The following is a 22880-nucleotide window of genomic DNA, read 5'->3' as shown; positions in this document are numbered from 1 at the left end:
CCCACAATTCCGACATTCAGTTCAAGACTGCACAATTCAATCGAAAGGGATCGATTATGAAAATGCTCTTCAAAGGTACCATCGCGGCAACCGCCGCTCTCGCCCTCGCCGCTTGCGGTTCGGAAGGCACTGGTGGCAGCGATACGCGCGACTCCGTCCGCGTCGTCGGCTCCTCCACTGTGTTCCCCTTCGCAAAGTCTGTGGCTGAAAGCTTCGCCCGCTCCACCGATTTCGGCTCGCCGATCATCGAATCGACCGGCACGGGCGGCGGCATCCAGCTGTTCTGCTCGGGCGTCGGCACCGACACGCCCGACATCGCGAACGCCTCGCGCCGCATGAAGGCCAGCGAGTTCGCCGATTGCCAGGCCAATGGCGTGGAGAACATCACGGAAATCCAGGTCGGCCTGGACGGCATCGCCTTCGCATCCGCCAAGGGCGGCATCACGATGAACCTGACGCCGGAAATCGTTTACCGCGCGCTGGCCGCCAGCCCCTATGGCAAGGAGCAGACGGCGCAGACGTGGTCCGATGTCGATCCGTCCCTGCCCGACCTGCCGATCCTGGTCTACGGACCGCCCTCCACCTCCGGCACGCGTGACGCGCTGAAAGAACTGGTCCTGGAAGTGGGCTGCAAGGCCGATCCGGCCATGTCCGAGCTGAAGGAAGCGGACGAAGACAAGTACGACCAGGTCTGCACGGAAGTCCGCTCCGACGGGAAGTATGTCGACCAGGGCGAGCAGGACAATTTGATCGTGCAGAAGCTGGGTGGCAACCAGAACGCCGTGGGCGTATTCGGCTACAGCTACCTGGAAGAGAATCTCGACAGCGTGCAGGGCCTGCCGATGAACGGCGTGGACCCGACGTATGAGAACATCTCCAGCTTCCAGTACCCGGGCGCCCGTCCGCTGTTCATCTACGTGAAGAACGCCCACCTCGAAGCGATCCCCGGCCTGCGCGAATATATCGGCGCCTGGGCTGCAAACTGGGGACGGGGCGGTTCGCTTGCTGCCATCGGCCTTGTCGCAAATCCTGAAGACGCTATGGCGACTGCCAACACCGCTGCCACGGAGTTCACTCCGCTGACGGCCGACAAGCTGAAGTAACGGAGCCGAGCACCCTCCATGTCACCCGCTATTTTGCTACTCCTGGCTTTAGGGCTGGGGCTCGCCGGATGGCTGGTGGCACGGGGGCGTGCCCAGGCTTTCGCATCCCAGTCGGGCGGGCGCATTGCAGCCCGCCCGTCTTACCATGGATGGTATGCGGCGCTGTGGATCGCCCTGCCCGTCACCATCTTCATCGTGATTTGGAGCGTGGTATCGCCGCAACTGGTGATGGCCCACGTCCTCGCCAGCCCGGAAGCAAGCGTGCTGCCGGAATTCGGTATGAAGCGGCAATCGCTGATTTCCGAAGCGCGCGCCGTGGCAACCGGCAGCGCCACCACCGTCTTCAATCCCGAGGCGCGCCAGCTGATCGGCCCCTTCGAGGATGCGCTAACACGCTATAACTGGATTGGCCTTGCGCTGACGCTGATCATCGCGCTGGCCGGGGCCGCATGGGCCTTCCTGCGCCTGAAGCCGGACTTCACCGCCCGCACGCGTGTGGAAAAGGCCGTGATGACCGGCCTGCTGCTGGCATCGCTCGTCGCCATCCTGACCACGCTGGGCATCGTCGTCAGCTTGGTGTTCGAGACCATCCGATTCTTCGGCATGGTCAATCCCATCGATTTCCTGTTCGGCACGCATTGGGGGCCCGACCCCATGGCCAATCCGGACAATCCCGACCCCACGCGTTACGGCGCAATCCCGCTGTTCTGGGGCACGATCTATATCGGTGCCATCATCGCCATGATCGTGGCGCTGCCTCTGGGCCTGATGAGCGCGATCTACCTCACGCAATATGCCTCGCCGCGCTGGCGCAAGGTGTTGAAGCCTGCGCTGGAGGTGCTCGCCGGCGTCCCCACCGTGGTTTACGGTTATTTTGCCGCGCTGACTGTCGCACCTTTCATCCGCGACCTTGCCGTCTCCGTGGGCATTTCCAATGCCTCCAGCGAAAGCGCGCTGGCCGCGGGCATGGTGATGGGCGTGATGATCATTCCCTTCGTAAGCTCCATGGCCGACGATTCCATCGCCGCCGTCCCGCAGGCGATGCGTGATGGCTCGCTGGCACTGGGCGCGACCACCAACGAGACGATCCGCCGCGTGCTGGTGCCCGCCGCCCTGCCCGGCATCGTGGCCGGCATTATGCTTGCCGTCAGCCGCGCTATTGGCGAGACCATGATTGTTGTCATGGCGGCCGGTGCCGCAGCCAATCTGTCGGCCAATCCATTGGAGGCAATGACCACAGTCACCTTCCAGATCGTGGCCATGCTTACGGGCGAAGGCAGTTTCGACCACCCTGCAACGCTCAGCGCATTTGCGCTTGGCTTCGTGCTGTTCCTGGTCACCCTCGCCCTCAATTTCATCGCCTTGCGCGTCGTGAAGAGGTTCCGCGAAGCTTATGAGTGAGCAGGCCATCACCGCACCGACCCGCACGGAAGCCTTCGAAGCGCGACTGAAGAAGCGTTATGCCTCGGAACGTCGTTTCAAGGCGATGGGCCTTGGCGCGATTCTGGTATCCGTCTTCATCCTGGTTTTCCTGCTGGGGACGATGACGTTCAACGGCATCGCCGGCTTCCAGCGCGCCGAGCTCGCCGTACCGATGGACTTTGGCGAAGCGGGCATCTCGCTCGATCCCTCGATTGCTGACGAGAAGGACAAGTTCCGTTCCCTCGAAGGCCAGGGCCTGCGCGAAGTCGTGCAGTTCTTCGCCGAGCAGGAACTGGGTGCCGAAGGTGCAGCCGAGCTGAGCCCGCAGGCATGGCGCGTCGCGGCCGACGAGATCGTGGCCGATCCCTCGCTGCTGCGGCAGCAGACCACGCTCTGGCTGCCAGCGACGGATGATCTTGCCACGGCCTATTCGGGTGATGGTCAGGCAGACCTGCAACCGCTCGCCCAGCAACTGGCGGGCGAAGGCAAGCTGTCCGACAATTTCGATCCCGGCTTCTTCTCGCGTTCGGACGCGACCGACCCTCAGCAGGTCGGCATCTGGGGGGCGCTGAAGGGCTCCATCCTGACGATGATCGTCACCCTGCTTCTGGCATTCCCGATAGGCGTACTGGCCGCGCTTTATCTTGAAGAATACGCGCCGAAGAACCGCTGGACCGATATCATCGAGGTTTCCATCAACAACCTTGCGGCTGTCCCGTCGATCATCTTCGGCCTGCTGGGCCTCGCCGTGTTCCTGTGGATCTTCCCGAATTTCCGGTCTGCGCCGCTGATCGGCGGCATGACGCTGGCGCTGATGACCATGCCGGTGATCGTCATTTCCGGCCGCAACGCCATCAAGGCCGTGCCGCCCAGCATTCGCGACGGCGCCATGGCGCTGGGCGCTTCCCCGGTGCAGGTCGTGTTCCACCACGTCCTGCCGCTCGCCCTGCCCGGCATCCTAACCGGCACTATTATCGGCATGGCCCGCGCGCTGGGTGAAACCGCGCCTCTGCTGATGATCGGCATGCGCGCCTTCGTGGCCACCCCGCCCGATGGCTTCACCAGCCCCGCCACGGTGCTGCCGGTCCAGATCTTCCTCTGGTCGGACGAGATCGACCGCGGCTTCGTGGAGCGCACGAGCGCCGCGATTATCGTCCTGCTCATCTTCCTGCTAGTGATGAATGGCCTCGCCATTTACCTGCGCAACCGTTTCGAGAAGACCTGGTGACCGAAAACCATACCCAGAATACCGGCATCCCCAAGATGCGCGCCCGCAATGTGGACGTGTATTACGGCACGAAGCAGGCGATCGACGATGTCTCCATCGACGTGCACGAGGAGCATGTGACGGCCTTCATCGGCCCGTCCGGCTGCGGCAAGTCCACATTCCTGCGGGCGCTGAACCGCATGAACGACACGATCCCGAGCGCGAAAGTGTCCGGCACGATCGAACTGGAAGGCGAGGACATCTACGCCTCCGGCATGGACGTGGTGCAGCTGCGCGCGCGCGTGGGCATGGTGTTCCAGAAGCCGAACCCCTTCCCCAAGTCGATCTACGAGAACATCGCCTACGGTCCCAAGATCCACGGCCTGGCCGAAGGCAAGGGCGCGCTGGACGAGGTTGTCGAACGCAGCCTGCGCCGCGCGGGCCTGTGGGAAGAGGTGAAGGACCGGCTGGAAGATTCCGGCACGGCACTTTCCGGTGGCCAGCAGCAGCGCCTGTGCATCGCGCGCGCCATCGCCGTCGATCCCGAAGTCATCCTGATGGACGAGCCATGCAGCGCGCTTGATCCCATCGCGACCGCAAAGATCGAAGAGCTTATCGCCGAACTGCGCGGCCGCTACGCCATAGTGATCGTCACGCACTCCATGCAGCAGGCCGCCCGCGTTTCGCAACGCACGGCCTTCTTCCACCTCGGCAAGATGGTGGAATATGGCAAAACGAGCGACATCTTCACCAATCCGCGCGAAACGCGTACTAAGGATTATATCACCGGGAGGTACGGCTGATGGCGTCCGACCACACAGTCAAGGCATTCGACGAAGACATCACGCGGCTTCGCGGCCTGATCGCCGAAATGGGCGGCCTGGCGGAGCTTGCCGTGCAGGAATCGCTGCAGGCGCTGATCAATGGCGACGAGGAACTCGCAGCCAAGGTGGTGGAGCGCGACAAGCGGCTCGACGCGCTGGAAAGCGAAGTCGATGCCATGGCCGTTCGCACCATCGCCCTGCGCGCGCCGATGGCGGACGACCTGCGTGAGATTATCGCGGCGCTGAAGATCGGCGGCGTTGTCGAGCGGATCGGCGATTACGCCAAGAATATCGCCAAGCGCGTTGGCCGGATCGAGGGCCGCAGCCGTTTCGAACCGCTCACCCTTTTGCCCGCCATGGGCGACGTAACGACCGAGATGGTGCACGATGTGCTGACCGCCTTTGCCGCGCGCGATCCGGCGCTGGCGCTGGAAGTGATCGAGCGCGACGACAAGGTGGATGCGTTCTACGATTCCATCTTCCGCAATCTGGTCAGCCACATGGTCGAGAACCCGGCCACCATCAGCAGTGCAGCACAATTGCTGTTCATCGCCCGCAACCTTGAACGGATCGGCGATCACTGCACGAATGTTGCGGAAATGGTGCATTTCGCCGCAACCGGCGAATATCCGGACGACTGACTGGCACGGCGCGACCTGTCATGTAACTGACACTGAAACGTCATATACGGACCGGGAATTCATCTCAGGGAAGCCCTAAGCCATGGCCTCGCCGAAACTGCTGCTTGTAGAAGACGATCAGGCCCTTGCCGAACTGCTGGAATACCGTTTCAGCAATGAAGGCTATGACGTGCGCTGCACCTCGGACGGCGACGAGGCGATCCTGCTGGCCAGCGAGCATCAGTTTGACCTGGTGATCCTGGACTGGATGGTCGAGGGCACTAGCGGCATCGAGGTATGCCGCCGCCTGCGCCGGGATAAGGACACGGCCGGAGTCCCGATCATAATGCTTACCGCACGCGAGGCGGAGGACGACCGGATCCGCGGGCTGGAGACAGGCGCGGACGATTACCTGACGAAGCCGTTTTCACCGCGCGAATTGCTGGCCCGCGTGGCCGCCGTTCTCCGGCGCGTGCGCCCTGCGCTGGCGGGCGAAAACCTGACCGTCGGCGACCTTACGTTGGACCCGGTGGCGCATCAGGTCAGCCGCAAGGGACAACCGCTCAGGATTGGCCCGACCGAATACCGGCTTCTGCGCTACCTGATGGAACATCCGCGCCGGGTCTTCAGCCGCACGCAGTTGCTCGATGCGGTCTGGGGCACGGAAAGCGATATCGAGGAGCGCACGGTGGACGTGCATATCCGCCGCTTGCGGAAGGCGGTGGAATTGGAAGGCGAGCCGGACCCGATCCGCACCGTCCGTAGTGCCGGTTATTCCATAGAACCGGTTTGAGACCTCGCCTCAGCGGCACACATTCCCAAACGCCCTGCCGCCCTGGTCGAGGTGGAAATGGTCCGCATGCGCCGCGTTGTAGTCGGGCGACAATGTGGTCGAGAACACGCCGCAAGCCCCGTCGCGCACGCGGCGCAGGAACGCGCCCTTCGCGCCCTTGTTCGACCAATCGCGCAGCACATTGATGCGCGTACCGTCTGACAGCGTGAAACCAGCGATATCGATGGCATTGCCCGTCGCATGTTCGCTCCACGGGCCGCTGTCATTGCCGTAGAGCCGCCGGCAGCCGAAGACGCCGAGATGCTCCACCCTTTCGATATCGGCCTGAAACAGCTCGCGCGCTGCCGGTTGCAGGCTTTGCCGCAGCCAGATTTCAAGCCCTGCATCCACGGCGCAGGTTGCAGCCGGGGTGTCCGGGCTCAGCGGATAGTCGAGCAACACCGTGCGATCTTCGCGGCGGCACGGACCGGCGTCGCCTGCTGCGGGGAGCGCCTCAAAGCCGACGTCGCTGCGTTCAAGGACGGCCCTGCATGCATCGGCATCATCGCGTAGTGCAGCGAGCTTGCGCGCTGTCGCCCAGCCCGGCGGGTCCGACAGGTCGAGCGGCGCCAAGGGATTGTGCTGCGGATGCTCCTCCAGCCACGCGCGGCCGCCAAGGCCGAGGGCAGAGATCACCAGCACCGCGATCAGCAGGCGATCAAGGCGAAATGCCCCGACCTGCTTGCGGAATCCGGTACGCTTCACTGCCACGCCATGATCTCCCAGACCAGCAGCGCCGCGATCACGATATATGTGAAGCCGATACCAAGACCCAGCTTACGCTGCTGCGCCGGAGCGGTCATCGCCCGCGCCAGCCAGCTGCCCGCCTGGATATAAGCGGCGCCGACCAGCAGGTCTGCAACAAGCGCAACAAGGGCCAGCAAGGCGATCTGCGGCACGACGGACAAGGCCGGATCGATGAATGGCGGGATGATGGCGACCATGTAGATCAGGGACTTGGGGTTGCCGATCGCGATGGCCATCCCGTCGCGCAAGCCATTGCGGGCTGGCGGCGCCACCGGCTCGCCCGGTGCTTCCGGCGCAGCCTCGACGCGCGCCGACTTCATGACTGCCTGCACGCCCATCCACGCAAGGTAGGCAGCGCCGCCGAAGGCCAGCAACCGGAAAGCGAAGGAATAGGTTTGGGCGAGCGCGCCGAGGCCAAGCGCAGCGACCAGCCACCACACGAAGTAGCCCAATTGCATGCCCGCCAGCGCGGTCCATCCTGCGCGCGGCCCGTGGCTGACGGCCTGCCCGGTGACGAACAACATGCTGACGCCGGGCACGATGCTGGTCGTCGCGGTGACCAGGAAGAAAGCAAGCAGGGTCTCGGGCGCGAACATCGACGATGTGTTAGCGGCAAGTATTGCCGAATGCGCCTGCAAATCCCATCAACTCGCCAATTCCTCGAGCCGCTCCTTCACCGCTGCAAGATCGGCCTCGAACAGCGCGGCCTGCTTGTCCGCCGCCTCCCCGTCCAGCCTGAGCAAGTAGGAAGGGTGCGCCGTGATCCACAACTCGCTGCCATCCTCCAGCGGGATACCCTCCCCCCGCGCCCGTGAAATACTGACAGTCTTGCCCAGCACGCCGCGTGCCGCGCTGGCGCCTAGGGCAAGGACGAGCTTGGGACGAACGATCGCGCGCTCGCTCTCGATCCACCATCGACAGGTGTCGATTTCCTTGGCGGTGGGGGACTGGTGGATGCGCCGCTTACCGCGCTGCAAATATTTGAAATGCTTGACCGTATTGGTGACGTAAGCGCGTTTCCGGTCGATGCCCGCCTTCTCCAGATGGCGGTCCAGCAATTGCCCGGCCGGGCCAACGAAGGGGCGGCCCGCGATGTCCTCATGGTCGCCCGGTTGCTCGCCCACGATCATCAGGTCCGCGCCGCGCGGCCCCTCGCCCATGACGGCATGATTTTCGAGCTGGCCGATGGGGCATTTGTGGCAGCCCTCGATAGCCTTGGCGATAGCATCCAGCGTTTCGGGCCGTTCCTCGAAATCCAATTCGCCTGCTGCCACCATCTCGCTCTCTCGCCTTTGCGCGCCTGCCACCAATTCGGGTATCAACGCCGCTTCGGGCATGTTTTTCCAGTACTTGCGCGGCATTTCCTTCGTCATTGCGCCGATCTTTAGCCGGGCGGGATTGAAGATGGAGGCGTAATATTTGCGCCAGAGGTCCTCCGTCGGATCGCCGGACGGCGCATCGCTGCGCTCCGCTGGCGGGCCTTCGCGCATCGTCTCCCCGTCCCAGTGCAGGCAGCCGCGCGGTGTCAGGATGGACCATTTCATATTGGCGAAGCGGCGCTTGAAGAAACCGGCATTGGCACGGACGATGTGATGCTCCGGCTCGAACCAGGCGACGTAGTGATCGCCTTCCTCACCGCCATCTTCGGTCTCGATGCGGCGGAAGCGGACGAAGGCGTGCATCTTGTGGCTGTCGCGGCGGACCGCCTTGTCGAGCAGCTCCAGCTGGCGCACGTCGCGGTCCGCCTTGTCTTCCACCACGCGCAGGTTGGACTGCATGCGCCACAGCAGGCGATACAGCAGGGCGAACCGCTGGGGTTCGGAATGCAGGATTGCATTGCGGGCGAGGCTGACGAAGCGCTTGCTGACACGGACGATGCCGTCTTTCCCATCCGGCAGCGGCCAATCATCCGTCTCTCCCGCCGCGCCGCTGAACAGGTCGCCGCTGCCACCCGGCTCGATCCAGCTGACCTTTTCCGGAGCAATGCCCGCCGCCACCAGCGAACGCGCGCGGGCGCGCCAGAAGTCGAAATCGTCGGGACGTGGCAGGTGGACCGCGATCCCGTCCTGCACCGGATTGATGGAGGCCATGACTATGCCGCGAACAGTTCCAGCTGCTCCGCCTTGGGCGCGAGCAGGCTGCGCAAATCCGCGCGATCGGTCAGCGTGAGCGGCCGCCAGTCCGCCGCGATCAGGAACGGTCGCACCTTGGCGATGGAGACGGTGAGCTTCGCTATATCATCGAGCCGCAGGGTCCGGTGACGACGGCTCGCAATGATGCGGTTCACCGCGGTCACGCCGAGACCCGGGACGCGCAGCAATTCCTCGCGGCTTGCGCGGTTCACGTCGAGCGGAAAACGCTCGCGAAATTTCAGCGCCCACGCCAGCTTGGGGTCGATGTCCAGCGGAAGGTTCCCGTCGGCCTCCGTCGCCTGCATCACCTCGCCGGGCGCATATCCGTAGAACCGCATCAGCCAGTCCGACTGGTAAAGCCGGTGCTCGCGGATCAGCGGCGGGCGTTTCAGCGGCAGTACGGCGCTGGCGTCCGGGATCGGAGAGAAGGCGCTGTAATAGACGCGGCGCAGGCGGAAATTGTCATACAGGCGGCTGGCCTTGCCCACGATATCCGCATCGGTCGCGCTATCCGCCCCGACGATCATCTGCGTCGACTGGCCGGCAGGGGCAAAGCGCGGCGCGTGGCGGAAGCGCTTCTTCGCGTCCTTCATCTCCACGATGTCCGACTTCGTCTTGCCCATCGCGGTTTCGATCTGCCGCGCATCCTTGTCCGGTGCGAGGCGGGTAAGTCCGCTATCGGTCGGCAGCTCCACATTGATGGAAACGCGGTCCGCATAGAGCCCCGCCTGGTGCACCAGTTCCGGATCGGCTTCGGGGATGGTCTTGAGGTGGATATACCCGCGAAAATCGTGGTCCTCGCGCAAGATGCGCGCGGCCTCCACCATCTGCTCCATCGTGAAATTGGAGCTCTTGATGATGCCGGAGGACAGGAACAGCCCTTCGATATAATTGCGGCGATAGAAGCTGAGGGTAAGGTCCGCGATCTCCTGAGCCGTAAAGCGCGCGCGGCGCACATTCGAGCTCTTGCGGTTCACGCAGTAATGGCAATCGAAGATGCAGTGATTGGTCATCAGGATCTTCAGCAGGCTGATGCAGCGCCCGTCCGGCGCATAGGCGTGGCAGATGCCCATGCCCTCTGTCGAACCGATGCCCTTCCCGCCCAGCGAGTTCTTCTTCGCCGTCCCGGAAGACGCGCAGGACGCGTCATACTTCGCCGCATCGGCGAGGATTCCCAGCTTTTCGATTGTCGATAGCGCGCCCATCTGTTCCTTATATGTTCCAATGCACTTTAGTGCAAGAGCAACCGGGTCGGGAACCCGACACAAAAGTGTCCGTTTATCTCGCGCGGACCGGGCCCCTCTGGCGAGTTTCTCTCGTGATGTCGGACGCATTGCATGGCGTTTGCCCCATGCAAGAAATCAATCCGGGCCCGTCACGCGCGAGCCCTGCAACGGGAACTCATTATGAAATTCACTCTTCCGCTGGCACTCGTCGCCCTCATGACCGCACCTGCCGTGGCGAAGGACAAGGACTGGACCTTCGGCGACGGCGAAATGCCCGAGCGCTGGTCCGCCCTCAACAGCGACTACGCCCTGTGCGATGCCGGCCTGATGCAGTCGCCGATCGATCTCGGCCATCACAAGGCCCACGGCCAGATCGAAGTGCAGACCAATTACGGCACGACTGGCAGCACGCTGGCAGTCGCCCAAGAGAAGGTGCAGCTCGATTTCCCGGCCGGCATGATGATGATGTCGGGCGGCAAGACGTTCAACCTGATCCAGGTGCACTTCCACACGCCGGCAGAGCACGCCATCAGCGGCGAGCGTCACCCGCTTGTCGCCCACTTCGTCCACGCGACGGATGAAGGCGAGCTGGGCGTGCTGGGCGTGATGTTCGTGCCGGGCGATGCAAACCCCGGTCTCGATGCGCTGATGGGTTCGATGGACGAAGGCAATGGCGCAGCAGTCACGGTGGACGCATCGCAGATGATCCCCGAAGACCTGACGGTCTATCGCTACATGGGCTCCCTCACCACGCCGCCTTGCAGCGAAGGTGTGAACTGGCACGTCGCCAAGGCGACCATGACGGCGAGCCCCGAGCAGATCGCGGCGCTGACTGAAGCGCTCGGCCCGACGGCCCGCTCGCTGCAGCCGCTCGGCAACCGCCTGCTGGTTGCGCCGGGTCACTGATAACTGACCAACCAAATCGAAGGAGGCGCGTCGGTCACCGGCGCGCCTTTTTCTTTGTCTGGCAGAGGCCCCCGGGTGCCGAAGGATGGAACCGCTGGCGCGCCTGCTTCGTTGGTCAGGCAAAGGAGATACCGATGAGCAATACCGACGAACTAAAGACGAAATTCTGGAAATCGCTGGCCGACAGCCCTTTCCTGTTCCTGGAGCGCAGTGACGAGAGCGGCACCGCCGTTCCCATGAGTGCGCAGCTGGACAAGGACGCCGACAGCGCGATCTGGTTCTTCACGCACACCAAGAGCGCCTTTGCCAAGCTCGGCCCGGCAACGGCCACCTTCCAGGGTAAGGGTCACGAGATGTATGCCCGCTTCAACGGCAATCTCGTGAAGGAAACCAGCCAGGAGCGGTTCGACCAGTTCTGGAATAACTTCGTGGAAGCCTGGTATGAAGGCGGGAAGGACGATCCCGACATCCTGTTCCTGCGTATGGACCTTGGCACTGCCGAGATCTGGGACGCCGACATCGGCCTGCTGAATGTCGCGAAGATGGCGCTGGGCAAGTATGTCCAGCCCGAGCAGGAAGAACAGCACGTCAAGGAAGCCGCGCTGTAAATTCCGCCAACCGTAATTGAAAAGGGCCGCCCCGGTTGATGCCAGGGCGGCCCTTTTTTGTGAGTTCTCCCGACCCGACTAGTCGAGGATGGACGGGAACAGGCCAGTCACCAGGATGATGGCCACCGCCAGCGGGCACAGCCACGCCAGCAGAAAGCGCCAGATGGTGAACATGATCGGCGAAAGGCCGGTCGTGCTTTCCAGCAGGCGGCGATCCGCGCGCCAGCCCACGAAGATGGACACGAACAGCGCGCCCAGCGGCAGCATCACCTTGCCGGTGAAGCCGTCCACCGTGTCCAGGATGTCGGTCTCTGCGAACAGCGACCAGAAGCCGAGCGGGCGCACATCCGACCACACATTGTAGCCCAGCAGACAGGCGATCCCGATCAGGAACGCGCCCACGCCGAAGATCAGCGAAGACTTCGTCCGGCTCCAGCCCATTTCGCCCACGCCCCATGCCGTGGGCACTTCCAGCAGCGAAATCGAGCTGGTGATCGCCGCGACCAGGATCAGGACGAAGAACAGGAGGCCGATCAGCGAGCCAGCGGGCATGCTCTCGAAAGCGAAAGGCAGCGTCTGGAACACGAGCGTCGGGCCCGCGGCCGGGTCGAGGCCCACTGCGAAAACGATCGGGAAGATCATCAGGCCCGCAATCAGTGCCACGGCCGTATCGGCAAAACCGATGGCCAGCGCGGTGGAGCCAAGCGGCGTGCCCTGCCGAATGTAGGAGCCGTAAGTGATGATGCCCGCAACACCCAGCGACAGCGAGAACAGGGCCTGGCCAAGCGCGCTGTTCATCACTTCGGGCGTCAGCTTCGACCAGTCCGGCGTGAACAGGAAGGCGGCTGCCTCCCCGATATCACCCACGATTGCCCCGTAGATGGTGATACCAAGCAGCAGCACGAAGAAGGCCGGCATCAGCCAGGTGGCCGCCTTCTCAATCCCGCCCGAAATGCCGCGTGCGACGATGATAAGCGTCGTGCCCATGAACAGCAGGTGCATGGTCAGCAGCAGCCAGGGGTTCGCGAACAGGTCGCCCATGCGGCCCGCAATCTGTTCCTGCGATTGGCCCTGCAGCGCGCCGCGGAAGGGCTCGCCTGCGAACAATGCGCCGAAAAAATCGCTCGCAAAGACGCCGACGTAATACAGCACCCAGCCAGCAACGACCGAATAGAAGGAAACGATCAGGAAAGCCGCCAGCGCGCCAAGGCCGCCAACCAGCGACCACGCCGGGCTGACGCGCGATTGCGTTGCCACCTTGCGGATGGAACCGACGGCATCGGTCTGCCCTGCCCGGCCAATGAAGATCTCCGCCAGCAGCAGTGGCAAGCCCAGCAGGACCACGCAGCCGATGTAGAAGATGACAAAGGCACCGCCCCCGCTTTCACCCGCGAGCGTCGGAAAACGCCACAGATTTCCAAGCCCGACTGCCGCGCCGATGGCGGCAAGGATGAATGCCGACCGCGAGGACCAGCCATCGCCGGTCGCACTGGTGGAAATTGCCATGTAGTCTCTCTCCCGACCCCGTGTTCTTGGCGCGCGTCCTAGCAAGCTATCGGCGGACAAGTCGAGAGGTGGTTTGCGCCTGTCCCTCACTGGGCTACAGGTTTGCCATGTCCACGACCTTCCAGCTCGATACGAGCACGAGCCGCGCCAATCCCACCCCGCAGCCCATGAAGCGGCTGACCGTGCCGAAGCTGCGCGCACGAAAGGTCGACGGCAGGGTGGAAGAGCCGCTGGTGATGCTGACGGCCTACACCGCACGCCAGGCGCAATTGCTGGACGCGCATTGCGACATGCTGCTGGTGGGGGATTCGCTGGGGCAGGTCATCTACGGCCTGCCCTCCACCATCCCCGTGACGCTGGACATGATGGCAAACCATGCCGCGGCGGTCGTGCGCGGCAGCTATCATTCCGTGGTCGTCTGCGACATGCCCTTTGGCAGCTACGAGCAATCGCCGCAGCAGGCATTCGAGAACGCTGCCACGTTGCTGAAGCAGAGCGGCGCGGCGGCAGTGAAGCTGGAAGGCGGCAAGGCGATGGCCGAAACCATTGAATTCCTGGTCAACCGCGGCATTCCGGTGATGGGCCATGTCGGCCTGACACCCCAGGCGGTCAACGTGCTGGGCGGCTACATGGCGCGCGGGCGCAGCGACAGTGAGGCGGAAAAGATCGTCGGTGATGCGAAGGCGCTGGACGAGGCCGGGGCTTTTGCCATCGTAATCGAAGGCGTCGTGGAGCCCATCGCCATCGAGGCGACCGAGGCGGTCTCCGCGCCCACCATCGGTATCGGCGCCAGCGCGAAGTGCGACGGGCAGGTGCTGGTCACGGAGGACATGCTGGGCATGTTCGAGCGGGTGCCGCGCTTCGTGAAGAAATATGGCGACATTGCCAGCACGATAGAGCAGACGGCGGCGAAATATGCATCCGAGGTGCGGACACGCAGCTTCCCTGGGCCGGAACAGACGTACCAGCCCAAAAGCGACTGATCCGCACCTTACTCTCACCGATTTCACGAATAATGGGCCGTTTCCATGGCAACGCTGCTGCGCTTTTATAAATTCTCCTTTATCTTCACGCTGATCTGCCTGGGCCTTGGCGTCTGGTACGGCTGGTCCAGCACGGGCTCCGTCACGGCGACCGCGCAGCTGCTGTGGATTATCGTGGTCCTGTCGGTCCTCGAAATCTCGCTCAGCTTCGACAATGCCGTGGTCAATGCCTCTGTCCTGAAAGACATGAGCGAGGTGTGGCAGCGCCGTTTCCTGACCTGGGGCATCGCCTTTGCGGTCTTCGGCATGCGCGTGGTCTTCCCGCTCGCCATCGTCGCGATTGCAGCTGGGCTCGGGCCGCTAGAAACCATCAACCTCTCGTTGAACGATCCCGAAGAATATGAGCGCATCGTCTCCGGCGCACATGTGGGGATCGCCGGTTTCGGCGGCGCATTCCTGGCCATGGTCGGCTTGAAATTCTTCTTCGATGCGGAAAAGGACGTGCACTGGATCGGCGTGATCGAGCGCCGCCTCTCCAGTATCTCCGCCCTCCCCGCCATCGAGATCGCAATCCTGTTGCTGGCATTGTGGGGAATTGCCTCCATGCTCCCCGATGCAGAGGCGCTGGTCTTCCTGGTCGCAGGCATACTCGGCCTGGTCACCTTCATCGCGGTGGAGGCAATCAACACCATGCTGGAACTGCATGAGGAGAAAAAGCGGCTGGCGGGAGCCGTGGTGCGCAGCGGCCTTGGCGGTTTCCTCTATCTCAACGTGCTGGATGCCAGCTTCAGCTTCGACGGCGTGATCGGGGCATTTGCGCTATCGAACAACATGGTGGTGATTGCGCTGGGTCTCTCCATCGGCGCGATGTTCGTGCGCTCCATGACGATCCATCTCGTGCAGAAGGGCACGCTGGCGGCTTATCGCTTCCTGGAAAATGGAGCCTTCTGGGCCATCATCGTGCTGGGCGCGATCATGCTGCTAAGCGCGGTCTGGCACATCCCGGAAACGATCACCGGGCTGATCGGCGCGATCCTGATCGGCCTGTCGCTATGGTGGTCCGTGCGCCACAACAAGCGCGAGGCGGCCGCCGTCGCGGAGGCGATCACGCCTGGCTGAAACGGCTCGCCAGCGGCGCTGAGACGAGCATCTGCGCGAGGTGATAGACCAGCAGCGGCAGCATGATCATGCCCGCCTGCGCCGGATCGAACAGTATCGCGGCGAGCGGCGCGCCCATCGCCATGCTCTTGTGTGCCCCGGCAAACAGGAAGGAGATACGCTCCGCCCGTTCAAGCCGCAGCGCGCCGCCCAGCGCCCATGATCCGCCGAAGCCGAGCGCCAGCAGCACCGCGACGACCCCCCCCATCGCGGCCCAATCGGCCAAGTCCAGCCTCTCCCACAGCCCTTCCCTGACCGCGCCCGAAAAGGCGACATATACGGCAATCGCAATCGCGCTTCGGTCCATACGCGCGACCAGCACGCGTTGCTCCTGCGCCCATGCCCCGAAGCGGCCCTGCAACAGCTGGCCCAGGATGAAGGGCAGCAGCAGGACAAGCGCGACCTTCTGCAGGACGGCGAAGTCCAGCCCTGCCCCTTGGCCGCCTGCCAGCAGAGTGAAGAGCGGGATGGTGACGAACACTGCAAGCAGGTTCAACAGCGCCGCCGCGATGACGGACATCGCCACGCTGCCGCCCGATAGCGAGGTATAGGCCGTGGCCGATTGCACCGTCGATGGCAGCACGCCCAGAAACAGGAAGCCGAGCGCGACGAGCGGGGGCAGGAAGGCTTGCGCGGCCTGCCACGCGCCGAGGCCCGCCATGCCCATTACCGCAAATACGAACAGGCAGACGGGCACGATGTAGCGCCTGTGCTTCAACCCCCGCAGCACTTCGCCGCGCGGCAGGCGCAGCCCATTCAGCAGGAACAGCAGGAAGATCGCCGCGTCGGACACCGCCTGCGCGGCGGGGCGCAAGGCTTCCGAGACGGGCAGGAGGGACGCGAGCAGGATTGCTGCGACCAGCATGCGCATCAGGGGATCGATCCGGCGGGTGACCTGCTGCATCATGCCCATCACTCGCGCCGCCTGCCTGTGCGGGAGCGCGGTGTCCAGCGCCTAGGGCTGCGGCGAAACGCTGCGCTGCGCTTTTCGGGCGAAGACTGCGGCGTCCTCACCCCGCCCAGCACGCCGGGCAATATCGGCGAGCGTATCTGCCACTGGCCCGCTGGAGCGCTGCACACGGTACGCATCGATGGCGGAATCCATGGCGCCGTCCACCTTGCCCGATTGCAGCCGCGCCTCTGCTAGAGCGCGCAGCAGGTACGGGTCGCGCCGGCCATGGCCCAGCGCCAGTGCGTAATCGAAGTAGCGGGCAGCCATCGCCGCATTGCCCGATGCCAGGTGCAGATAACCAAGCATGGCCGCTGCATCCCCAGACATCGGGTTTTGCCGCAGGTAATTCATGACAAGCAATCTCGCCGCCGCTTCGTTGCCAAGTGCGCGCTGGGCCGCCGCCATCCGCAGGATCAGCGAGAACGGCCGCCGCACACTTGCCGAGCGCGCATAATTGCCGAGGGCATTGGCGGGGTCACCCGTCAGCAGCAGCGTATCCCCCAGCACGATCTCCATGTCGGAGGAATGCGAGTAGCGCCCGCTGATCTGCCGCGCCACCGCCCGCGCACCTGCCGAGTTGTCCTGCCCCAGCATTTGCCGAAGCCGCGCCACGGCAACGTCGCCGCGGTCCGGCTCGTCTCCGAAGCGGAACACAAGAAGCTCATCACCCTCCCCATTCGGCAGGACAGAAACACCCTGCGGAATGCGCGCATTGGAGGCGCGGTCGAGATAGTTAGCAGCTTGCTCCCGGTCGCCTTCCTGCTCGAAGGCCCGGCCAACCAGTGTCAGAAGGTAAGGCGAGGCATCCGGACGGTCCGCCGGCGGCTGCAATTGGGCAATCGCCTCGTTACCCTCGCCATTGGCCAGCAGCGCCCGGCCGAACAGAAGCCGCGCTGCGGCGTTCTGCGGCTGCCTGCGAACGAGCTGGTCGAACTGCTCCACCGCCAGGCGGGCATTGCCTCCGCGCAGTTCGATAATGCCGGTCAGCATCAGATAGGCAGGGCTTTCGGCATAGACCTCGCCCGTGCGGTAGAGCAGGCGCCGCGCAAGATTGTCCTGCCCCGTCCGCGCGGCGAGCACGGCCTGAAGGTAATAGATGCGGGGGTGCGCTGGCTCGATCTCGTGCATCTGGCGCACCACGCGCAGCATGTCGGTATAGCGGCCCGCCTCGCCCAGCGTTGCGGCGTATTCCCCCATCAGGTCGACATCGTCCGGTGCGGTTTTGAGCGCCCGCTCGAACCATGCGGTGGCGGCCACCAGCCCTTCGGAATCGCGCGCCAGCTGCGCACGGAAAACCAGTGCGCGCGGATCGTCCGGCCCTAGCTCCAGCGCCCGCATCACCGCCTCGCGCGCAAGGTGCTGCTCGCCGCCGCGATAGCGCAGGCGGCCGAAATCGACCCATAGCTCCGCCGTCCCCGGCCCGCGCTCCAGCGCACGGTCGAAGGCACGCGCTGCGGCCGGGCCATCACCTTCCGCCATGCGCAGCAGCGCCAGCGCGTGATACCCCTCCCGCCATGCCTCGGGTGCGAAGTTCTCACCTTCAAGCCAGCGCCGTGCCTCGCCAAGCTCGCCCTGCAGCAATTCTGCGCGGCCCAAATACGGGGCGACGCGGCTGCGCGGAACGCCGGCCTCTAGCGCGCGGCGCGCCAGAACTTCGGCTGCGATCCCGTCACCGGAAGCGATGGCCACGGCCGCTTCCGCCAACCAGTCGCGCTGCTCCTGCGCAGACAGAGGCAGGGCAAGCAGCGCGGCGGCCAGCGCCGCAAGAAGTGGCTTACGCCTGGAGGTCATACTGCTTCAGGAGGTCGTACAGGGTCGGCCGGCTGATCCCTAGCAGGCGCGCCGTGTTCGAGATATTGCCTTCCGACCGGGCCAGCGCATGGCGGATCACCCGCCGGTCGGCCTGTTCGCGCGCGCTCTTGATATTGAGCGTGTCCGCCTCGGCGTCATCTTCCGGCGTAAGGTCGAGGTCTTCGGCGCTCACGAGCTTGCCATCAGCCATGATGACCGCACGCTTCACGCGGTTTTCCAGCTCGCGCACATTGCCCGGCCAGGCCCAGCCATCGATCGCGCTTAGCGCATCGGCGGCGAAGCCCTGGACGCCGGGGTTCATCTCGTCGGCAAAGCGCTTCAGAAAGGCCTTCGCCAGCAGCGTTGCATCGCCCGGGCGCTCCGCCAGCGTCGGGATCGTCACCACGATTTCTGCAAGGCGGTAGAACAGGTCTTCGCGGAAAGTCCCCTCGCCGATCATGGCTTCCAGGTCCTGGTGCGTGGCGCACACGATCCGCGTGTCGACGGCAATCTGCTTGCGCCCGCCGATCCGCTCGATGGTGCGTTCCTGCAGGAAGCGCAGCAGTTTTACCTGCAGCGGCAGCGGGATATCGCCGACCTCGTCAAGGAACAGCGTGCCGCCGTCGGCCTGTTCGATCTTGCCCTCTGTCGTCTTTACCGCGCCGGTGAACGCGCCCTTTTCGTGCCCGAACAGCTCGCTTTCCAGCAGGTTCTCCGGAATGGCCGCGCAGTTGATGGCCACGAAATTGCGCGAGCGGCGATCGCTGGAATCATGCACGCCGCGGGCGAGAAGTTCCTTGCCCGTGCCGCTCGCGCCCAGCAGCATCACCGATGCGGTGGTATTGGCCACGCGCTCGATGGTGCGGGCCACCTTCACCATCTCGGGGGCCCCGGTGATCATGCTGCCAAGCACGGTGTTCCCCTCGCCCGCCTTTCCGGCAAGACGGCGGTTCTCACTTTCAATCTGGTGCAGGTTGAAGGCCCGGCGCACGATCAGGCCGAGCTGCTCGATATCCACGGGCTTCTGGTAGAAGTCGTATGCGCCGCGCTCGATGGCTTTCAGCGCACTGTCGCGAGCGCCGTGGCCGGAAGCGACGATGACCTTTGTGTCCGGCTTCAAGGCCATGATCTCGTCCAACACGGCAAAGCCTTCGCTCGTCCCGTCGGGATCGGGCGGAAGGCCCAGGTCCAGCGTGACGACGGCGGGCTCCTCGCTGCGCAGCGCCGCGATGGCGGAAGCCCGGTCTCCAGCGATGGTGACGTCGAAGTCCTCATAAGCCCATTTGAGCTGCGCCTGCAGGCCTTCGTCATCCTCGACGACGAGCAGTTTGGGTTTGCTATCGGCCATCAGGCTACTCGCTTCTGATTGTCGGAATGGGATTTGTCGGATGGGTGCGTGGCAGCCGCCAGCGGGAAGCGAATGACGAATTTCGTACCCAGCCCCTCGCGGCTCTCGACATGCAGATTGCCGCCCATGGCCCGCACGATCTCGCGCGCTTCCATCGCCCCGATGCCGAAGCCTCCATCCTTTGTGGAATGAAAGGGCCTGAAAAGATGATGGCGCAGGAAATCGGGGCTCATCCCGCAGCCGGAATCGACCACGTCCACACTGGCGTGCAAGCCATCGGTACGCACTTCCAGGAAGACCGGCGTGCCGGCTTCTTCGCTCGCCTCCAGCGCATTATGGACCAGATGCAGCAGGGCCTGCTCCAGTCCCTCGGCACGCGCCATCGCAAGCACCGGTGTGGGCGCAATGGCTTCGATCCGGGCGGACTGCGGATGGCGCGCGGCCAGCTGCCGGGCGAGCGCGGCGATGTCCGTCGGAACCGGCGGTTCATCTTTTGCCGGCTTGCCATATCGCCCAAGGCGGGAAAGCAGCGTCTCCAGCTTGGAGGAGGAATTGCGCAGCGTAACCAGCATGTCAGCCCGGAAGGCCGGGTTGTCGGCATGCTTTTCGGCATTGCTCGCCAGCAGCGAAAGCTGGCTCGCCAAGTTCTTGATGTCGTGCATGACGAAGGCGATGCGGCGATTGAACTCGTCGAAGCGCTGCGCCTCTCCCAGCGCGTCCTGGCTGGCATCCTCCGCCAGGTAACTGGCAAGCTGCGGCCCGATCACGCGGAGCAGGTCGAAATCTTCCCAGTCCAGGCTGCGCGAATGGTGCGGCCGCGCGAGCACCACGAGTCCGTGAAGACGTCCGTGGTGCAGCAGGGGCACGACGATCCATGCCTTCGGCTCATCCTCCAGCCACTTCGGGACAGCCGCTGCGGGCATCCCATCGGTATTGCCATCGCGCCATGCGAACAGGTCCAGGATGAACTGCGTCTCGGTGTAGAATGCCGCGCCTTCCGCGCCCATGGCCTGCGCGGGAACCTGAAGCCCGCCCCACTGCCACTGTGCGGCAAGCTCCAGCCCGCCATCCTCGGAAGGGGCGAGCAGCAACCCTGCGGGACTGTCCGCAATATCAGCCACGGCCTGCACGACGCGCTCCTGCAAAGGTGCTGCGCCCGGCCCCGCGCGCCCGATCGTGCGGGTAAAGCGCAGCCACTCCTCGCGGTAATCGTAGCGGTGCTTGAAAAGGTTCTTCGCCAGTGTGACGCGCATCCATGCCCGGATCCTGCGCGAGGGAAGCAACACCAGCGCAAGGGCACTGGCAGCCGCCAGGAAGGCAAACTGGGCAAGGCGGCCCACATCCCCATCGAGATAGGACAGGCTGCGATAGGCCAGCAGCATGAAGAGGAAATACAGGCCGATCACCAGCAGTGAAAGCGACTGGAAGGCAAAGGCGCGCGATGGGCGGAAGCCCTGCTCGCTGCGCGGGCGGCCCAGGCCGATCACCAGCATTGCGACCATCGCCAGCGGCACGGCACCGCGGAAAGCCAGCAGCGTCTCTGGTTCGCTGGAGGAGAGATAGGCTACCGTGAACAGGTTCAGGTCGAACAGCCACATGGCTGCCAGCGCGGAGGCCGGCCATACCAGCTCGCGCCGCGCCTGCTGCGAGGCGCCGACATACAGATTGTGCACCAGCACCAACGCGCCCACGCTGAAGAGGATGCGGAAAACGGCAAGGATGCTGGCCACCAGCCACGCAGCCTCGGGGTCGACCTGGCCATACTGCACCACGACCAGCGCGAACTGCAGCAGGCCTACCAGCGCGACTGCGGCAACGACCGGGCGTATCGGACCCAGGCTCTGGTGGCGGCCATCGCGCGCAAACAGCCGGTAGGTGGCCCACAACCACGCGAGATGGGCCGCGCTGAACAACAGCTCGGAGATGACGCCGCGCCCGACAGAAGCCGTCGCCAGCGCCCAGACCGCCGTGCTCGAAAGCGCCACGGCGATTGCCACGCGCGCGGTCCCTGCATCTTCACGGCGTGCGAACAGGGCCGCCGCCAGCATCAGCGTGGCGATGGCGGACAGCAGCAGGCCGGATGCCGCAGGCCCGGAGATGATCGTACTGGTCACCGCGCACCTTCCGGCCACAGGATGACGCGGGCCGTCTGCAGCAGGATCAGCAGGTCAAGGAAGGGCGTGTAATTCTTGGCGTAATACAGATCGTATTCCAGCTTGTGCCGTGCATCCTCGATGCTGGCGCCATAGGGATAATTGATCTGCGCCCACCCGGTGATGCCGGGCTTCACCATGTGCCGCTCTGCATAATAGGGCAGCTTGTCTTCCAGGTCGGTCACGAATTGCGGAACCTCGGGACGCGGGCCGACGAAGCTCATGCTGCCCTTGAGCACGCTCCAGGTCTGCGGCAGCTCGTCGATCCGCACCTTGCGGATGAACTGGCCGAGCCGTGTGATGCGCGGATCGTCCTTCTCGGCCCATTTGGCTCCGTCCTTCTCCGCATCGGTGCGCATGGAGCGAAGCTTGATGACCTCGAACGGCTCTCCGTAGAGCCCTACGCGCTTCTGGCGGAAGAAGGCCGGCCCCTTGCTGTCCAGCTTCACCAATATGGCAAACAGCGCGATCAGCGGGAAGGTGATGGCGAGCAGCAGGCCGCTGGCGACAATGTCGAACAGGCGCTTTGCCGCGCTGGAGATCATGCGCGCGGAGGAAAACCCATCCGAAAAGATCAGCCAGCTGGGGTTAAGCGTGTCGAGGTCCACGCGCCCGGTCTCACGCTCAAGGAAGCTGGAGAAGTCGTTCACATGGACGCCTGCGGTCTTCACCCGCAGCAGGTCCTTCAGCGGCAAGGCATTGCGGCGCTCTTCCAGCGCCAGCACGACTTCGGTTGCGCCCAGGTTCTGCACGTGCGCAGAGAGGTCTTCGATGGCGTCGCGGGCGATGGCGTCCGGCACGGCATCGCCGGCCTCGCTCATCTTCACGAAACCGACCAGCGCGAAGCCGCTTTCCGGCTTCTTCGCCAGCTTGCGGAGCCGCTCTGCGCGCGGCCCTGCCCCCAGGACCAGCACGCGGCGACGGAAGGCGGACGTGCCCAGCAGGCTGCCCACCAGCAGGCGGTTCGCCAGCAGCAGCGCAATCGCGAGGCCCATCGCGTAGAACAGCGTGGAGCGCCAGAACGTGCTGCCCGGCAGCAGGAAATCGATGAAGGCAAGCGCAAGGACCGCCAGGCTGACACCAACGAGCAGCCGCGCGGCGGTATAGCGGATGGAGCGCAGGGCTTCTGCGCCGTAGACCCCCACCGCGATCAGCGCGAGGTGGACGACCACGGCAAAGCCAACCAGCGACAGGCCGCGATCCGTCAGCTTCCCCGGCTCCATGTCGATCTGCGAAGCGCGGATCGTCCACGCAAGGTCGTTCGCCAGCAGGAGCAGGAGGAAATCCACCAGCCCCAGCAGCAGCACGGCGTGCGGGATGTAATGTTTGAAAAGCCTGATCATCGCTCCGGCCGGTCCTGCA

20 protein-coding genes are annotated in these 22880 nt (G+C 64.3%); 10 read left to right on the top strand and 10 right to left on the bottom strand.

The annotated features are described in order from the left end of the window. Positions 1-56: 56 nt before the first annotated feature. From A6F65_RS07785 to phoB, 6 genes are all read left to right on the top strand, one after another. On the top strand, positions 57-1103 hold the full coding sequence (locus A6F65_RS07785; RefSeq protein WP_067787482.1) for a substrate-binding domain-containing protein: 1047 nt from the start codon (positions 57-59) through the stop codon (positions 1101-1103). A gap of 18 nt (positions 1104-1121) precedes the next feature. Beyond that, positions 1122-2504 (top strand): phosphate ABC transporter permease subunit PstC, encoded by a 1383-nt coding sequence (pstC, locus tag A6F65_RS07780; RefSeq protein WP_067787480.1) that lies wholly within the window; start codon positions 1122-1124, stop codon positions 2502-2504. Beyond that, positions 2497-3753, top strand: a complete 1257-nt coding sequence (gene pstA / locus A6F65_RS07775; protein ID WP_067787478.1) for a phosphate ABC transporter permease PstA — start codon at positions 2497-2499, stop codon at positions 3751-3753. The genes pstC and pstA overlap by 8 nt, the downstream gene beginning before the upstream one ends. Positions 3754-3788: 35 nt before the next feature. Then, positions 3789-4535 (top strand): phosphate ABC transporter ATP-binding protein PstB, encoded by a 747-nt coding sequence (gene pstB / locus A6F65_RS07770; protein ID WP_083989638.1) that lies wholly within the window; start codon positions 3789-3791, stop codon positions 4533-4535. Further along, a complete protein-coding gene (gene phoU, locus A6F65_RS07765; RefSeq protein ID WP_067787472.1) occupies positions 4535-5197 on the top strand; it encodes a phosphate signaling complex protein PhoU in 663 nt (220 codons plus the stop codon). Before pstB ends, phoU begins: the two co-directional genes overlap by 1 nt. An 82-nt stretch (positions 5198-5279) precedes the next feature. Then, entirely contained in the window at positions 5280-5969 is a 690-nt protein-coding gene (gene phoB / locus A6F65_RS07760; RefSeq protein WP_067787470.1) for a phosphate regulon transcriptional regulator PhoB, read from the top strand. A 9-nt stretch (positions 5970-5978) separates the two neighbouring features. Here the strand turns inward: phoB and A6F65_RS07755 are convergent, their stop codons facing one another. From A6F65_RS07755 to A6F65_RS07740, 4 genes are read right to left on the bottom strand one after another with little or no spacing between them, the layout of a single operon-like run. Continuing rightward, on the bottom strand, positions 5979-6719 hold the full coding sequence (locus A6F65_RS07755) for an extensin-like domain-containing protein (protein WP_067787468.1): 741 nt from the start codon (positions 6717-6719) through the stop codon (positions 5979-5981). Then, positions 6710-7351 (bottom strand): LysE family translocator, encoded by a 642-nt coding sequence (locus tag A6F65_RS07750; RefSeq protein ID WP_067787466.1) that lies wholly within the window; start codon positions 7349-7351, stop codon positions 6710-6712. Before A6F65_RS07750 ends, A6F65_RS07755 begins: the two co-directional genes overlap by 10 nt. Positions 7352-7399: 48 nt before the next feature. Continuing rightward, entirely contained in the window at positions 7400-8845 is a 1446-nt protein-coding gene (locus A6F65_RS07745; protein WP_067787463.1) for a UdgX family uracil-DNA binding protein, read from the bottom strand. 2 nt (positions 8846-8847) lie between these two features. Continuing rightward, positions 8848-10092, bottom strand: coding sequence for a putative DNA modification/repair radical SAM protein (locus A6F65_RS07740; protein WP_067787460.1), 1245 nt, complete (start codon positions 10090-10092; stop codon positions 8848-8850). A 201-nt stretch (positions 10093-10293) separates the two neighbouring features. Here A6F65_RS07740 and A6F65_RS07735 point away from each other — a divergent pair, with 201 nt between their 5' ends. Further along, on the top strand, positions 10294-11019 hold the full coding sequence (locus A6F65_RS07735) for a carbonic anhydrase (protein WP_067787458.1): 726 nt from the start codon (positions 10294-10296) through the stop codon (positions 11017-11019). Between the two features lie 134 nt (positions 11020-11153). Then, positions 11154-11627 carry a pyridoxamine 5'-phosphate oxidase family protein gene (locus A6F65_RS07730; protein WP_067787455.1) on the top strand — a complete coding sequence of 158 codons (474 nt, stop codon included), beginning with the start codon at positions 11154-11156 and terminating at the stop codon, positions 11625-11627. Positions 11628-11705: 78 nt separating this feature from the next. Here the strand turns inward: A6F65_RS07730 and A6F65_RS07725 are convergent, their stop codons facing one another. Beyond that, complete coding sequence (locus A6F65_RS07725) at positions 11706-13133, bottom strand: sodium-dependent transporter (protein ID WP_067787452.1); 1428 nt, start codon at positions 13131-13133, stop codon at positions 11706-11708. Between the two features lie 107 nt (positions 13134-13240). Between A6F65_RS07725 and panB the strand changes: the two genes are divergently transcribed. Continuing rightward, a complete protein-coding gene (gene panB / locus A6F65_RS07720; RefSeq protein ID WP_067787450.1) occupies positions 13241-14116 on the top strand; it encodes a 3-methyl-2-oxobutanoate hydroxymethyltransferase in 876 nt (291 codons plus the stop codon). Between the two features lie 45 nt (positions 14117-14161). After that, positions 14162-15235, top strand: a complete 1074-nt coding sequence (locus tag A6F65_RS07715; protein ID WP_205631867.1) for a DUF475 domain-containing protein — start codon at positions 14162-14164, stop codon at positions 15233-15235. Here the strand turns inward: A6F65_RS07715 and A6F65_RS07710 are convergent. From A6F65_RS07710 to A6F65_RS07690, 5 genes are read right to left on the bottom strand one after another with little or no spacing between them, the layout of a single operon-like run. Continuing rightward, positions 15222-16187 carry a bile acid:sodium symporter family protein gene (locus tag A6F65_RS07710; RefSeq protein WP_237164911.1) on the bottom strand — a complete coding sequence of 322 codons (966 nt, stop codon included), beginning with the start codon at positions 16185-16187 and terminating at the stop codon, positions 15222-15224. The two genes, A6F65_RS07715 and A6F65_RS07710, sit on opposite strands and share 14 nt — an antisense overlap. Before the next feature lie 42 nt (positions 16188-16229). Next, complete coding sequence (locus A6F65_RS07705; protein WP_067787447.1) at positions 16230-18017, bottom strand: tetratricopeptide repeat protein; 1788 nt, start codon at positions 18015-18017, stop codon at positions 16230-16232. Then, positions 18001-19365, bottom strand: a complete 1365-nt coding sequence (gene prsR / locus A6F65_RS07700; RefSeq protein ID WP_067787446.1) for a PEP-CTERM-box response regulator transcription factor — start codon at positions 19363-19365, stop codon at positions 18001-18003. Before prsR ends, A6F65_RS07705 begins: the two co-directional genes overlap by 17 nt. Further along, on the bottom strand, positions 19365-21479 hold the full coding sequence (prsK, locus tag A6F65_RS07695; RefSeq protein ID WP_067787444.1) for an XrtA/PEP-CTERM system histidine kinase PrsK: 2115 nt from the start codon (positions 21477-21479) through the stop codon (positions 19365-19367). The genes prsR and prsK overlap by 1 nt, the downstream gene beginning before the upstream one ends. Beyond that, on the bottom strand, positions 21476-22861 hold the full coding sequence (locus A6F65_RS07690) for a TIGR03013 family XrtA/PEP-CTERM system glycosyltransferase (RefSeq protein WP_067787442.1): 1386 nt from the start codon (positions 22859-22861) through the stop codon (positions 21476-21478). Before A6F65_RS07690 ends, prsK begins: the two co-directional genes overlap by 4 nt. Between the last annotated feature and the right edge of the window lie 19 nt (positions 22862-22880).

This window comes from Paraurantiacibacter namhicola, from assembly GCF_001687545.1.
GTDB lineage: Bacteria > Pseudomonadota > Alphaproteobacteria > Sphingomonadales > Sphingomonadaceae > Paraurantiacibacter > Paraurantiacibacter namhicola.
This window is presented reverse-complemented; position numbering and strand designations above follow the sequence as displayed.